This window comes from Bacillus sp. AFS012607 (genome assembly GCF_002558005.1).
GTDB lineage: Bacteria > Bacillota > Bacilli > Bacillales > Bacillaceae_G > Bacillus_A > Bacillus_A thuringiensis_S.
This window is the reverse complement of sequence record NZ_NTVM01000017.1, coordinates 90,569-105,959: the sequence shown is the minus strand read 5'-3', so window position 1 is coordinate 105,959 and position 15,391 is coordinate 90,569. Positions and strand designations below refer to the sequence as shown.

The window sequence follows — 15,391 nt, the reverse complement described above, 5'->3', positions numbered from 1 at the left end:
CTTCTTCACTTGCGGCGATACTATATTGTTTTTTTTCGTTTGCGGAGAAATGATATTGTTAGGTTTCATTTTACTAATTTGAGGAGCAATTAACTCGCTTCCTTTTTTTATTACATCTGAAATTTTATATTCTTTTTTTGGTTTTATTGGTGGTTGTGGCGGCTGCGGTAATACATTTACCGAAAACTTCGTGTTTTCTTTTTCCGCCGGTTTTGGTTTTTCTATCACAGGTGGTTTTTGAATAACAGACGGTTTTTCAACTGGTTTTTCTTTTTGAATTGGCTGTTCTTTTTGCACCTCTTTTTGCGGCTTTACCTGCATCTCCTTCTGTGGTTTCACCTGTACTTCTTTTTGCGGCTTTACTTGCATCTCCTTCTGCGGTTTTACTTGCACTTCTTTTTGTGTTTGTTGCATAGCTGGCTGCTGTGTAATTGGTGCTGATTGATACGTAACTTCTTCTTCATCCTCTATTCCAAGCGGAGTTGGTGTTGCTGCAAATTCTTTTTGCTGCACTTCTTTTACGTATTGCTTTGGAGGCGCTGAGCCTGCTCCAGCCTGTTGTTTCATATGAACACTCTTTGATGGCACTTTAATTTTCATACCTGGCATGATTAGATCAGGATTACTAAGTTGTGTATTTGTTTGTTTCAGCGTATCAAAATCCACTCCGTACTTTTTCGCAATTTTCCAAAGGGTATCCCCTTTTTGCACGATATGAATTTTCAAATTTTCCCCCTCCTGTATAACTTATCTATAAGTAACAAATCTCATGAAGTAACTCTTTCTAAATAACGTTAACTTCTTTTCACTTTCATCACTTCTTCGATTTTCAATATCATTTGAAGTGGAATAAGCATAAAAAAATCGCAATGATTTCTTCACAACAATGTATGCCCATTTCGTTCTCGTTATGATTATGTGCATGAAAAAAAGCAACGGGAATACCGTTGCTTTACACACGCTCTAACATACGATTTAATGCAAGAACCGCTTCTGCCGTTACTTGTTTATCTACACTAATAACATTAATTTCTTCTCCTCTTTCTATCGTTTCAAGTGCCCATAATAAGTGAGGCAGATCAATTCGGTTCATCGTTAAACATGGACACATAAATGGATTAAGCGAAACAATTTCTTTATCTGGATGTTGCTGAATAATTCGATTCACTAAATTCATTTCTGTACCAATCGCCCATTTGCTACCAGATGGCGCTGATTCAATCATATCAATAATATATTTCGTTGACCCTGCATAATCTGAAGCAGCTACAACTTCATAGCAACATTCTGGATGTACAATAATATTCATATCCGGATGATTTTTTCGTACATTCTCTATGTTTTTCACTGTAAAGTTTTGATGAACTGAACAATGACCTTTCCATAAAATCACTTGAATTTCTTCTATATCTCCATCGTACTCTAAAGAATCAGTATGCGGATCCCATACTGCCATTTTATCTAACGGGATACCTAAGTCGTACGCTGTATTTCTTCCTAAATGTTGATCCGGTAAAAAGACGAGACGTTCTTTTTGAGTAAACGCCCAAGATACCATTTGCTTTGCATTAGAAGAAGTTACTGTTGCTCCTCCGTTACGACCACAAAACGCTTTAATTGCAGCTGTAGAGTTCACATACGTTAACGGAATCATCGTATCTCCAAATAATTTCGTGAGCTCTTTCCACGCTCTTTCTGTTTGTTCAATATCTGCCATATCTGCCATCGAACATCCTGCACGCATATCTGGCAAAATAACGATTTGATCATCTGTCGTTAACATATCTGCTGTTTCCGCCATAAAGTGCACCCCGCAAAACACAATATACTTTGCGTCTTTATTGCTCGCTGCAACTTGCGCAAGCTGAAGTGAATCCCCTGCTGCATCTGAAAATTGTACCACTTCATCTTTTTGGTAATGATGTCCTGGAATGAATAACATTTTTCCCATTTTTTCTTTAATTTCATGAACACGCTTTTCCATATCTTCTTTTGACATCTTGTGATAACGCTCCGGTAACATCGTTTCAATTGGTTGCACTTTTTCTAAAATACTCATATTCCTTTCTCCCCCCTCTAAGCCACTTTCCTTATCCTTCAATATTGAAACTAATATCAAGTGCTTTCACTGAATGTGTTAACGCTCCAAGTGAAATATAATCTACCCCTGTTTTTCCGTATTTCGATAAATCTTCAATTGTAATGCCTCCTGATGCTTCCGTAACGATGGCACTTGGTACAATCTTTGAAAACTCTCTAATCTCATCTGGCGTACGGTTATCAAACATAATAATATCCGCACCAGCCGCTACAGCCTCTCTCACTTGCTCCTCCGTTTCTGTTTCCACTTCTACTTTCACCATATGTCCTAATTTTTCTTTCAGCGATGTAACAGCTTTCGTAATAGAACCCGCAAAGGCAATATGATTGTCTTTGATCATGACACCATCATATAAACCGAAACGGTGATTAAATCCTCCTCCGCACACGACTGCATACTTATCAAACATACGTAGCCCCGGCATTGTTTTTCGCGTATCACAAATACGTGTATGGCTGCTATCTAAAGCAAGAACCGCTTTACGCGTCATCGTCGCTATTCCGCTCATACGCTGGATAACATTTAATATAACGCGCTCTGCTGTTAATAACGATGCAATTGGACCTTGCACAGTTGCAATGATTTCGCCTTTTTCTACAAGATCCCCATCTTTTTTATGAAGCTCTACTTCAATTCTCTCATCAATTAATTTAAATCCCGATTCAATTACTAAACGTCCTGCAAAGACCCCTGTATCCTTCGAAAGAAACGTTCCTTTTGAAAGCAAGTTATCTGGAAAAATAAGCTGAGATGTTACATCTCTTTCTCCTATATCTTCTAAAAAAAATCGATTTAATGCTTCTTTCACTTTTATCGTGTTCATAAAACCCCTCTTCCCCTCATCACACAAGTTGTAGTTTTCTCTTTACTCGAACAATCTCTTTCTTTCCTACATTTCTATCTGGATAATCACTCCGGTAATGCCCACCAATACTTTCTTCTCTTTGCAGAGCTGACACAACTATAAGCTCACAAACCGTTAACATATTAATAAGTGTTATCTCTTCATTCGTAAGAACATCATGTTGTAATATCATATTTCGAACACCGTACTTACTAAGCCATCTCTTCGCATAAGATAAACTTTGCTCTGTTCGCACAATCCCAACATATTTCATCATGCATTTTTGTATTTCTTCTTTCGTCGGTAAATGATTCAGAACGATAAACTTCGCTTCCTTTTCGGCTAGCATGCTCACCTTTTCTTTTGTCTCTCTAGATAAAATGTGTCGTCCGATTCTTTTTCCAAACACAAGACCTTCTAATAATGAATTACTCGCTAATCTATTTGCACCATGAACCCCATTACAAGCTACTTCACCGACTGCGTATAGGTTCGGAATAGACGTCTCTCCATCACAGTTCGTTTTCACGCCGCCCATGTGAAAATGAGTACCGGGCACGACTGGAATAAGTTTTTTATTTATATCGACTCCATTTGTTTTACATATCGATGACACGGTCGGAAAGCGTTGTTCAAAGTTTTGAATCATTTCGATGTTTAAGTACACTTTTTCACCCGCAAGTAGCTGTTCATGAATAGCCCTTGCGACTACATCACGAGGCGCTAGATCCTGTTCGGAATGTATATCCATCATAAAACGCTGCCCTTTTCCATTTATAAGAACAGCTCCTTCTCCGCGAACAGCTTCGGACACGAGGCCGGAACAACGCCCACCCGCGTATAACATCGTCGGATGAAATTGTATAAACTCTAAATCTACAAGCTCTCCGCCTGCACGGTACACCATTGCAAGTCCATCGCCTGTAATTGTCTCATCATTAGAAGTAAAGGCGTATAAACCGCCAATACCGCCTGAAGCTAACACCGTATAATCTGCATTGTAACGTTTCAGTTCTCCTTTATTGTTACGAGTTAAAGCCCCAACACATTTATCTTTTTCTATAATAAAATCGAGCACCATTTCCTGTTCCACTACCGTAACGTATGGAGCTACTTCTTGAATAAGATGCTCTAATAAATTCTTTCCTGTTGCATCGCCACCTGCATGTAAAATACGACGTTTTCGATGCGCTCCTTCTTTTCCAAGATGAGGACCTGTTTCATCTCCATCAAATTTCATTCCTCTTTCAATAAGATTATTAATTTCTTTCGGCCCTTCCTCGACTAAATAACGGACCACTTCTTCATTATTATAATGACACCCTGCTACTAACGTATCTTCAAAATGATCATTAGGATTGTCATATGTAGCTACCGCTGCGGCAATTCCACCTTGAGCTAAATGTGTATTATTATTACGTTTCGTCTCCTTTGTGATAATAATCACATTCTTTTCGTGACAAATCTCTTTTGCAACACGAAGTGCCGCAACGCCACTTCCAATAATTAAGACATCTGCACTTGGCATAATTGTTGCCTCCTACTTTACACTTTTCAACTGTCTTGACACCTATATTTACATAGTTTTAAAATAATGACAAGAGTTTTTTTATAATTCTTATTTTCACTACCATTTAAAAAGTAAAAGAAATGTAACTCTTACTAGAGAGAGGAACTTACATGATGATATATCTTGACTATGCAGCTACTACACCTATGAGCGAGGAAGCGTTACAAACATATATGAAAGCAGCTTCTCAATACTTCGGAAATGAACAAAGTTTACATGACATTGGAGGAACGGCTTCTTCTTTATTACAAGTTTGCCGAAAAACATTCGCGGAAATGATTGGTGGAAAAGAACAAGGAGTATTCTTCACAAGCGGTGGCTCAGAATCAAACTATCTTGCGATCCAATCACTTCTAAATGCCCGAAATAAGAAGCATATTATTACGACACCTATGGAACATGCATCCATTCGAAGTTATTTTCAATCTCTAAAATCAAAAGGCTATACGATCACTGAAATTCCTGTTGATAAAAGCGGACTCATTTGTTTAGTAGATTTAGAGGCATCTATTACAGAAGATACTGTGCTAGCAAGTATACAGCATGGAAACTCTGAAATCGGAACCGTTCAAAACATTACAGAAATCGGGGCAATTTTGAAAAAATATAATGTTTTATTTCATACGGATTGTGTGCAAACGTTTGGTAAACTGCCTATCCATGTTTTTGAGATGGGGATTGATAGTCTTTCTGTTTCAGCACATAAAATATACGGACCAAAAGGTGTCGGCGCTTGCTACATAAATCCGCAATCTCGCTGGGAACAAGTATTTCCAGGAACTTCTCACGAAAAAGGATTTCGCCCAGGTACAGTTAACGTTCCCGGCATCGCATCTTTTTTAACAGCTGCTGAAAATATATTAAAAACTCAATGGGAAGAAAGTTTACGTTTTAAAGAGTTACGATCCTACTTTTTAGAGCAAATACAAACACTTCCGCTAGAAATTGAAGTAGAAGGTCATTCTACTTCTTGTTTACCACATATTGTTGGGGTTACAATAAAAGGAATAGAAGGTCAATATACTATGCTAGAATGTAATCGTCATGGTATTGCCATTTCCACCGGAAGTGCTTGCCAAGTCGGTAAACAAGAACCTTCGAAAACCATGCTTGCAATTGGAAAAACGTATGAAGAGGCCAAACAATATGTCCGCTTCTCTTTCGGACAACAAACAACGAAAGATCAAATTGATACTACTATTCATGCACTACACACAATTGGAAATCAATTTTATAGAGGTGTTAAATCATAATGAAACAAAATGAACAAAAAAAGATTTTAGGTGAAGAAAGACGACAGCTTATCCTCCAGTGGCTTCTCGCTGCAAATGAGCCGTTATCTGGAAATGAACTATCGAAGAAGACAAACGTAAGTAGGCAAGTTATCGTGCAAGATATTTCCTTACTTAAAGCACGAAACGAACCAATTATTGCGACTGCTCAAGGCTATTTATATTTAAAGCCACAAGAGAAACAACAAGCTTTTGAACGCGTAATCGTATGCCAGCACAAACCAGCAGAAGTACGTCAAGAACTTACAATGCTTGTTGATCACGGTGTTACGATTAAAGACGTAAAAGTTGAGCATCCTGTATACGGCGATTTAACAGCATCTATTATGGTAAGTAATCGCTTTGATGTAGAACAATATTTACAAAAAATAGAAAACACAAATGCTTCTTACCTTTCGCAACTAACAGATGGTATTCACTTACATACAATTGAGGCCGATTCTAAAGAAAAGTTAGATGCTGCTTGCAAGGCACTGGATAAAGCAGGATTTCTCGTTTATTAATGTAAAGCACAGAGTTTTTATAATTCTCTGTGCTTTTTTAATGCTATAATATTGTAATCAATCGTAAAGGAGATCACTTATGGGAATTAAACTCGTTCACTTTAGCATTGGCAAACCGAAACAAATGAAATATAGCGAAGATAAAGAAATGATTACTGGTATATGTAAGGAACTTACAGAAGAAGCTTTCCTCTCAAAAGATGGATTCCTCGGCGATGACGTAGCAGATTTAAAACATCATGGCGGTCCTGATCGAGCTGTTTGTGTATACCCACACGAGCATTACGCACTATGGGAAGAGGAATTTCAAACTAAGCTTCCAGCTTCCACATTTGGCGAAAACATTACCGTAACAAATATGTTAGAGCGTGATGTTTGCATCGGAGATACATATCAACTAGGTGAAGCAATCATTCAAGTGACACAAGCAAGAGTACCTTGTAGCACTATTTCAAAACGCCTCGGTATTCCTGGCATTTTGCCGCGCATTGTAGCAACTGGATTTACTGGCTACCTATGCCGTGTTCTTCAAGAAGGTACTGTACGTAAAGATTCTAAAATTACATTACTAGAACGTCAACCGAGCAATATTTCTGTGTTGTTCTCTAACGAAATCTATTTTCATAATAGAAAAGATAAAGATGGCATAGAAAAAATTCTTGCTGTTCCAGAACTAGCTGATATTTGGCGTGGTCAGTTAGAAGAGCGTCTTGTGAAGTTAAAATAAAGAATCCCACCAGGTAAAACAGTATTAAGTTCTGATATGCTCCCCATTAGGTAGACAGATAAAAAATAAAAATCTGTTTATCTAATGGGAGTATTTTTATTTTCTCTTCCTTCACGTCCAAACATATAAAAATATATTTCATATTATATATGGACAACCTTTAACCCTTATATATGAAGGGAGTGATTAGTTATGGCAGATTACTTCGTAAAAAATGGAAAAAAATATTATAAGAAAAATGATCATCCATGTAATTCTTCAAATTCAGATTCAACTAACTGTTTTATACAGAACTATACTATTTTCGGTACGGAAGATACCCCTCAAGATCTTGATATAACAACTGGAATTCCTCGAACTGTATTTGAAAACTTCACTAAAAATCATAATAAGACACTTATTAAATTTAGTTTCAGTCCTGCATTTGCAACAACGATTAGATTAACAATTGCAAGATTAAACCATCGCTCTCCACTTACATTTACCTTAACACCAGGAGATATTAAAACATTTTTAGTAGAAGATGTTTTGAGTATTACTTTCTCAGATACTGTAGCTCCATCTACACTTAATCTATTAATACAACAAACGAATTGTATTTGCTGCGGTAATTCGAACAATGATGAATCCTATTATTATAATAGTTGTAATGATGCGTACTAAAAACACGACAAAAGAGTGACCTATTCCTAACAGAAAGCCGTCCTAAAATATCTTTTAGGACGGCTTCTTTATTTTGCTAGCTTAATTACATCACTTACTCTAATAGAATCGATAGCTTACTCTGCCTCAAACCGATAAACAACTTTTCATTTCAAACAAGTTTAACAACAGCTCCCTTTACAACCAATAAGAAGAATAACTCCCCAGCACAGTAACAGAAAAACCGAGTGCTTCAAGTTCCATCGTTACGCCTGGCAATAATACGTCATCATACGCTTTATCGACATCGATTAAGAAAAAGTAATTTCCAAGACCTGTTTTCATCGGACGCGATTCGATTTTTGATAAGTTTAATTTTCTCCATGCGAAAGCTGATAACACTTGATATAGGGCACCTGCATAATCTGCAGGTAACGTTATCATAAGCGTCGTTTTCTCTCCGCGGTTCTCTCCGTTATTCGGGAGTACTGCTTTCTTTTTCTTATGGAGTACTAGGAAACGTGTGTGATTATTTTTATGCGTATGAATGCTACGCCTCACAATTGTTAATCCATATTTTTCTGCAGCTGCTTCATTTGCAATAGCGGCAATTTTCTCTTCAGGATGTTCTTTCACATATTGCGCAGCGGCACTTGTGGATGTCATATCTCGAACAGTTACTCCTTTTAATTCTTCATTTAAAAATTTATGGCACTGTGCAATGGCATGCGGATGAGAATGCACCGCATATACTTCATCCCACACTTCTGCATACTGCGGATGTACAAGTAAATGCTGCTGAATTGGTACTGTAATTTCTCCTACAATGGAAAGCGGCTGCTCATGTACAAGGTAATCAACCGTTATATTCACTGAACCTTCTATTGCATTTTCTAACGGTACAACTGCGAAGTCTACATTTTCATTTGCAGCTGCATCTATACAATCTGGAATCGTTCGATACGGTACATGCTCTGCTTCCGGAAAAAAACGACTCACCGCCATATTTGTAAATGTTGCTTCTGGTCCTAAATATCCTACTCGAATCATCGTCTTTTCCCCTCTTTTTCGTTTTCTTACTGTTATACCATACTTTTTTATATTCTTCTATGCAAATTTCGAATATTAAAAAAAGACTAGCTTTCGCTAGTCTAAATGTTTCTTATATTCTCTTTGAGCGAAGAAGAAATAAATGATACATGCTGCGATATAAAACAGAATGAACAAACCTACTTTTCTTAATGATCCATCCATAAAAAGCGTATTATGAAACGTATATAACGCAACTGCACTATGCATACTCCCTACTATAATTGGCGCAAAAAATAGCATACATAATTGCCAACGAGAAATTTTCCATACTTCTTCCTTCGTCATTCCAAGTTTAGAGAGTGCACCATACTGCTTTCGGTCCGATGCAATATTATGGAACCATTTAAAATACACGATACTACATGAAGTAAGAAAAAATAATATACTAATAAATGAGCCTACAAATAGAGTAATATCGCCGCCTTCTTTCATATTTACATATAACTCCATATTGCTTCGAAATGCATTATTATCTTGTTTCATATGTTTCCGTAAATCTTCATTTAATTTCTTCGTCTTTTCGATATTTGGTAATGTGTAGCCTCTATATATCATTTTTTCAGAATCAGGAACCTGATTTGCTATACTGTCAAAATCTTCATCATTCATAACGAAGAACAGACCATTAATGTACGAGGGATGATGGTTAAATTGAACACCTTCTTTCTGACCGTTAAATACGAATTGATATGGTTGATTCATTACTCGCAATTGAATCTCTTTTTGATTATATACATTCGAATTATTGTATTTATTATAATAAACGAGTGTCACTGTACCTTTTTTAGGACGATACGTTTTCTGTTTTTGTTTCCTCGCTTCTTGGTTATATTCACTTTCTTTTATAAGCGGTGCTATTGTTGTTTCTCCCTTATTAGACTGAAAGGATGCATACACTCCAATAAAACTCATATATTGAAAATCATCATACTCATATTGATGCAGTAATTTTTCAACCGCACCTTCTTCAAAGACTTCATGAGTAGAAATACCTTTTTCTATGTACGAAAACGAGTGTATCCCTCCAGTTCGCCACATATCTTGCATGCTAGAAAAATATAAGAACACCGTACCTGTTGCTGTAACTACAAACGTCGTTGCCATAGACATCAGAAAGAAAAAGCGACCATTTTCCTTCATTCGATGTGACAATTGATTCACTATAAATAAATACGGATATGTATACATAATCTTTTTATTTCGCTTTATCATTTCTAACACTTGGGTAGCACCATGCGCGAAAGAAAAGTACGTTCCAAAAAAGACAAGTATAGACACAGGGAAAAAGTATATCGCTATCGTAGCCATCGTCACTTGTAGCGCCAACGCATACCCGCCCACTAAACAAGCAAAACCGAATAAACAGAGCCACTTTGATGTTTTCTTCTCTTTTTTATCTGTTCGAAATTCTTTCAATAACCGAATGATTTTTATATTCCATATACGTAAAGCACTTATAAAAGATAATAGAATAAAAACGACTATATATGTAATAAATGTTACACCAATCGCCCTTACGTCAAATATGACAGGCAGTTCTTTCGGAAGCCCCAGTAACATACTAAATACCATAAAAAAGAGTTTTAAAAATATCATACCAAGCCCAATACCGAAAATATTCGCGAAGACCCCAATTAAAATTTGCTCGGTCATAATCACTCCTATTACGTTAGACTTCGTTGCTCCCATTAACATATATAACCCTAATTCTTTCTTACGTGCTTCTATGAAAATAGAAGTAGAGTACAAAATAAATATGACGAAAAAAGAAATGATTATAACATTACATATGATAAGTCCCCAGCGTACGTTTTGATACCACATCGTCTCTTGCATATATGGATGCACAATGACAGACATATATGCGTAAGAAGCAAATATTGCAAAACAACTACTTAAGAAAAACACTTTATAATTACGCCAATTTCCTTTTATATTTTGCAGCGCTAGTTGCCGAATGTTCATCTATCGTCCTCCTGTAACTTACTACATAGGCAAAAAGCTAGAGATTCCCCTAGCTTTTTACGTGTTTTAAATATCCTCTTTGCGCGATCATAAAGTAAATGGCAGAAGCTAAAATGTATGTTCCAATTACAAGCGCACCTGATTTCCACAAATCAATATAAAGCATTTTCCCTAACGTATGAAGAGCAACTCCACTATGAATGGAACCGATTAAAATTGGGATAAAGAAGATAACTCCCATTTGTCGAATCGCAATTTTGCGAATTTCTTTATCTGTCATACCGATTCTCTTTAACGATTTAAATTGAATACGATCTTGTTCTTTATCGTTAAACCATTTAAAGTATGTCATACTACAAGCGAAGAAGAAGAACAGTACTGCTACGAAGAAACCGATGAACATTGTAATTGCTCCACCTTCTCTTATATCCTTATAAGCAAACACTGAATTTCTCAATTCTCCTTGCTTTTCTGGTGCAATTTCATTTTTCAAATCTAATACAAGATCTTCTGTACTTTTCCAATCCTCAATATAATAACCGTAATATTTCCTCTTTTCTTCATCTGGTACGAGTTTTGCATATTTCTCAAAATCTTGATCATTTACAACGAGATATTCACTATCATTAAAAACAGAATACTGCGTTGGGGCATTTAATTGAACAGACTGCTTTTGTCCGTTAATTGTAAATTCATACGGTTTCGTACGATCTATCTTCATCAGTTCATTTGACATATCAACCATAACCATCGTTGCACTACCCATTGCATTATGAATTTCTGAAGGTTGCTCTCTCTTTTGTTTACGCACTTCCGCATTATATTCTTTTTCTGAAATAATCGTCATCGGTACTTCATGTTCACTATTAAACAACGTTATTTTCTGTGTTGCTGGTAGTTTTATGTATGTTACTTTTCGCGCATCTTCAAACCCGTGTCTCTTCACAAGCTCCTGTACCTTTTCTTCATTAATAAGGCTATATGTATTTAACCCCTTTTCCTCATATGAGATAGCATGTGGTGTAAGTTCTACCGTTTTCGCACTCAAATTTTCAAAATATACGTAAAGCGTGCCAACTGCCGAGGATACAATCGCCGTAATAATAGAAATTACAAATAGAAAACGAGCATTATCTTTCATTTTATAAATAAGGTTGCTAAGAACAAACATATTTGGATACGTATAGAAAGATTGCTTTCTTTTTTGTAATGCTTTTAATACAACTGTACTACCTTGTGTAAATAGTAAATACGTTCCGCCAATTGTCAGTCCTACCACCGGTAAAAAGAGGATGATGAAATTCAGAAACGTTACTTGGAAGCTAAGTACATATGCAGCAATAATACATCCTATACCAACTACACTTAACCATGTAAATGCAAACGGCTCTACTTTTTGCTTTCTTGCTTCTCTTAATAAATCAATAATTTGCAAGCGTCCTACTGTCCAAACACTAAATAATGATAGGATTAAAAATAGAATAAAGTATACACCAGCTGTAATAAGAACTGCTTTACTATTCCAAACGAGTGGAAGTGTCTTATCTATTTTCAATAATACGCTTAACGCTTGGAAAAATAATTTTGAACAAAGCATTCCAACCCCAATACCAACTACAATTGCAATACTACCTAACATCAGTTGTTCTAATATAATCATTCGGCCGAGCTGCGATTTCGTTCCGCCTATTAATGTTAGTAGACCAAACTCTTTTTTTCTTGCTCGTAAAAACGTTGAATTTGCATATAAAATAAAGAGTGCCGAGAAGATGACCACAATATAATTCATCGATTCTAATCCTTTTGTAATCATCTTTCTCATACTAATATTACCGCTTACGACATCTGGATGATAAATAAAAGAAGCATACATGAAAAATACGACAATCGATAAACAACTACTTATAAGAAACGCTTTATAGTTACGCCAATTCCCTTTTACGTTATTAAGCGCGAGCTGGCGAAAGTTCATGATATTCTCCTCCTAGCATCGCAAGTACGTCCAGAATTTCTTGGAAAAAGGCTTGTTTCGTTCTTCCTTTATGTATTTCTGAGAAAATTTCTCCGTCGCGAATGAATAGAATACGTTCGCAATAACTCGCTGCTACTGGATCATGCGTTACCATTGCAATTGTCACTTTCTTTTGTTCATGTAAGTCTTGCAACGCGCTCATTAATGATTTTGCTGACTTCGAATCTAAGTTTCCAGTCGGCTCATCTGCTAAAATTAACGTAGGCTCATGAATAATCGCTCTCGCAGCTGCTGCACGTTGCTGTTGTCCGCCTGATACTTCGTATACTTTTTTATTTAAAATTTCTTCGATGTTTAAAAACTTCGCAATTTCCAGTACTTTCGCATCGATTTCATTTACAGATTTCTTCGCCATTACAAGTGGTAAAATAATGTTTTCTTTAATAGATAACGTATCAAGTAAGTTAAAATCTTGGAAGATGAACCCTAAATGTGTACGGCGAAACTCCGCTAATTTTGCAGCACGCATTTGATTAATTTCTTCCCCATTTACAAGCACATGACCTGAAGTTTGCTTATCAATTGTCGCCAATAAATTTAAAAGCGTTGTTTTCCCGCTTCCCGAAGGACCCATAATCCCTACAAATTCGCCTTCTTCTATTTTAAAATTTATATCGTTTAAAGCAGTCGTCGCTACTGAACCTTTTGATTGGTACACCTTCGTTAATCCTTTTACTTCAAGAACACTCATTTCTAATCCCCCTATGTGTTTTCTTCTTACATTTACTATAAGAAAAATAAGAAAAAGAAACGAGTGATTTCCCTTACAAAACGTTTTGTTATCTTACAGTTTTGTCATTTTTCTCATCAATGTATGATATTCTTCATCTTTTGCAAATTGGAACGTGAATGTTGTCCCTTCTCCTTCAGCCGATTGAACATACATTCCATGATGTAAATTATCGCAAATTTCCTTCGTAATATATAAGCCCATCCCAGTCGCTTCTCTCGTTTTACGTCCATTTATTCCCGTAAAGAATGGGTCAAATATGCGCTTTACGTCTTGCTCTGGAATACCAATTCCATTGTCCTTAATATGTAATAACACCTTTTGATTTTTCTCTTCAATTTGAAATTGAATTTCTTTTTTCTCTACCGCTGAAATTTTGGTATACTTGATTGCGTTTACAACAATTTGACCTATAGCAATGCTCAGCCATTTTCTATCAGATGCAACCATACAAGTATCTTCTTCAAACATCACTTTCGGGAATACAGACGATTGAATGAAGGATTTTCGGTTTTCATTAATAATACCTCGCACGATATCTATAACATTTACTACTTCTACCTTATAATCTTTCGCAAACTGCTCTAGTCTTGCCATATGTAACGCTAAATCTAACCCATTTAGTATACGGTTATTTTCTTCACGGATACTTTCAACTGTTACTCTTGCCTCACGATGCTCTTTACCAAACTTCTGCAACAATAATTCAATAACAGATACTGGTGTTTTCATTTGGTGAATCCATTGGTTCATAAATATCATTTGCTGTTGCTCTTTCGCATGCTGTTTATGAATTTCATTCATATATTGCTGTCTTAATAACGTAAAAGATTCAACGACCATTTCTTGCTCTGATGTATAAGATTCATCAATAAGTAAAGAGTCATGTAATGTATTTCCGCCAGTAACGTACTTTTCGATCCTCTTTAAAAACACACTCCGTTTTCGATAATCGTAAATGAGGTATACAGTAAACACAACTGTTCCTAATAAAAGTCCATATAACCACGTACTCCAATCAATGGATTTCTTTTCTAAAAGACTTTGCAACTGCAAAACGAGCCCAAATAAACAAAGGCTAACAATATAAGAAAGAATTAAAGGAAAGCGATCCACGAGGTAATTTTTAACCTTCATGCCCTTCGCCCCACTCCGTAAGAAGCGCATAACCATATCCACGTTTCGTTACAATTGCATTTTTAATGCCTAGCTCTTCTAGTTTCTTCCTTACACGTTTTACATTTACGGTTAATGTATTATCATCCACAAATGCTACTTCATCCCATAGAACTTCTAACAGTTCTTCACGCGTTACATATTGATTCACCTGTTTCATTAAACACTCTAATAAGTAAAACTCATTTTTTGTCAGTTCAGTTTGTTGTCCCTGCCACTCAACGATATGCTGGGACGGGAATAACAACAGTCCATTTACACCTAAACAATCACTCTCAGCAGCAGAGGCATACTCTCCATAGCCACGGCGAAGCGCACTCTTCACCTTTGCCATTACGATATCTAAATGGAATGGCTTCGTAATATAATCATCGCCGCCATTTTCAATCGCCATCACTTGATCCATTTCCCCTGTTCTTGCAGAAACAAAAATAATCGGCGCATTCGATACAGTACGAATTTGACGACACCAATAAAAACCGTCAAAGTACGGTAAGTTAATATCAAGTAACACAAGATGAGGATTTATTTTTACAAACTCATCTTTTATATGACGTAAATCACTTGCTCTAAATGATTGATAGCCATACCTTTCTAAATGCTCCTCTAATATTCCCGCAATTTTCTCATCATCTTCTACAATTAATATTTTATACATGTTCTTTTTCTCCCCATAAAAGAATTCTTCTACATTTACTCCTTTTTCCATTATAAATT

Annotated in this window: 13 protein-coding genes and 1 pseudogene; 4 read left to right on the top strand and 10 right to left on the bottom strand. The window is 36.2% G+C overall.

All coding sequences use genetic code 11. From position 1 onward, the window contains the following. The 4 genes and pseudogenes from exsA to nadB form a co-directional block, all read right to left on the bottom strand. Positions 1–726, bottom strand: a pseudogene (gene exsA / locus CN409_RS20915) (spore coat assembly protein ExsA); the annotation flags it as partial. A gap of 226 nt (positions 727–952) precedes the next feature. Continuing rightward, positions 953–2,059 carry a quinolinate synthase NadA gene (gene nadA / locus CN409_RS20910; RefSeq protein ID WP_000025283.1) on the bottom strand — a complete coding sequence of 369 codons (1,107 nt, stop codon included), beginning with the start codon at positions 2,057–2,059 and terminating at the stop codon, positions 953–955. Between the two features lie 31 nt (positions 2,060–2,090). Continuing rightward, positions 2,091–2,924, bottom strand: coding sequence for a carboxylating nicotinate-nucleotide diphosphorylase (gene nadC, locus CN409_RS20905; RefSeq protein WP_001092241.1), 834 nt, complete (start codon positions 2,922–2,924; stop codon positions 2,091–2,093). A 19-nt stretch (positions 2,925–2,943) separates the two neighbouring features. Continuing rightward, positions 2,944–4,473, bottom strand: coding sequence for an L-aspartate oxidase (nadB, locus tag CN409_RS20900; protein ID WP_001138541.1), 1,530 nt, complete (start codon positions 4,471–4,473; stop codon positions 2,944–2,946). 152 nt (positions 4,474–4,625) lie between these two features. On the opposite strand from nadB, the gene CN409_RS20895 reads away from it, so the two are divergent. The 4 genes from CN409_RS20895 to CN409_RS20880 all read left to right on the top strand — a co-directional run bounded on the left by CN409_RS20895 (position 4,626) and on the right by CN409_RS20880 (position 7,700). Beyond that, complete coding sequence (locus CN409_RS20895; protein ID WP_000973781.1) at positions 4,626–5,768, top strand: IscS subfamily cysteine desulfurase; 1,143 nt, start codon at positions 4,626–4,628, stop codon at positions 5,766–5,768. Then, positions 5,768–6,310 carry a transcription repressor NadR gene (locus CN409_RS20890; RefSeq protein ID WP_000812273.1) on the top strand — a complete coding sequence of 181 codons (543 nt, stop codon included), beginning with the start codon at positions 5,768–5,770 and terminating at the stop codon, positions 6,308–6,310. Before CN409_RS20895 ends, CN409_RS20890 begins: the two co-directional genes overlap by 1 nt. A 79-nt stretch (positions 6,311–6,389) precedes the next feature. Further along, entirely contained in the window at positions 6,390–7,037 is a 648-nt protein-coding gene (locus CN409_RS20885) for an MOSC domain-containing protein (RefSeq protein ID WP_016098986.1), read from the top strand. A 192-nt stretch (positions 7,038–7,229) separates the two neighbouring features. Continuing rightward, on the top strand, positions 7,230–7,700 hold the full coding sequence (locus CN409_RS20880; protein WP_097981777.1) for a hypothetical protein: 471 nt from the start codon (positions 7,230–7,232) through the stop codon (positions 7,698–7,700). A gap of 177 nt (positions 7,701–7,877) precedes the next feature. On the opposite strand, the gene pheA is transcribed toward CN409_RS20880, so the two are convergent. The 6 genes from pheA to CN409_RS20850 all read right to left on the bottom strand — a co-directional run bounded on the left by pheA (position 7,878) and on the right by CN409_RS20850 (position 15,332). Beyond that, positions 7,878–8,729, bottom strand: a complete 852-nt coding sequence (gene pheA, locus CN409_RS20875) for a prephenate dehydratase (protein WP_000621701.1) — start codon at positions 8,727–8,729, stop codon at positions 7,878–7,880. 96 nt (positions 8,730–8,825) lie between these two features. Then, a complete protein-coding gene (locus tag CN409_RS20870) occupies positions 8,826–10,736 on the bottom strand; it encodes an ABC transporter permease (RefSeq protein ID WP_001026364.1) in 1,911 nt (636 codons plus the stop codon). A gap of 49 nt (positions 10,737–10,785) precedes the next feature. Then, positions 10,786–12,708 (bottom strand): ABC transporter permease, encoded by a 1,923-nt coding sequence (locus CN409_RS20865; protein WP_097825885.1) that lies wholly within the window; start codon positions 12,706–12,708, stop codon positions 10,786–10,788. Then, positions 12,683–13,459 (bottom strand): ABC transporter ATP-binding protein, encoded by a 777-nt coding sequence (locus CN409_RS20860; protein WP_000114530.1) that lies wholly within the window; start codon positions 13,457–13,459, stop codon positions 12,683–12,685. The genes CN409_RS20865 and CN409_RS20860 overlap by 26 nt, the downstream gene beginning before the upstream one ends. A gap of 93 nt (positions 13,460–13,552) precedes the next feature. Then, positions 13,553–14,635, bottom strand: coding sequence for a HAMP domain-containing histidine kinase (locus CN409_RS20855; RefSeq protein ID WP_000865417.1), 1,083 nt, complete (start codon positions 14,633–14,635; stop codon positions 13,553–13,555). Beyond that, positions 14,625–15,332, bottom strand: coding sequence for a response regulator transcription factor (locus CN409_RS20850; RefSeq protein WP_097981803.1), 708 nt, complete (start codon positions 15,330–15,332; stop codon positions 14,625–14,627). Before CN409_RS20850 ends, CN409_RS20855 begins: the two co-directional genes overlap by 11 nt. Between the last annotated feature and the right edge of the window lie 59 nt (positions 15,333–15,391).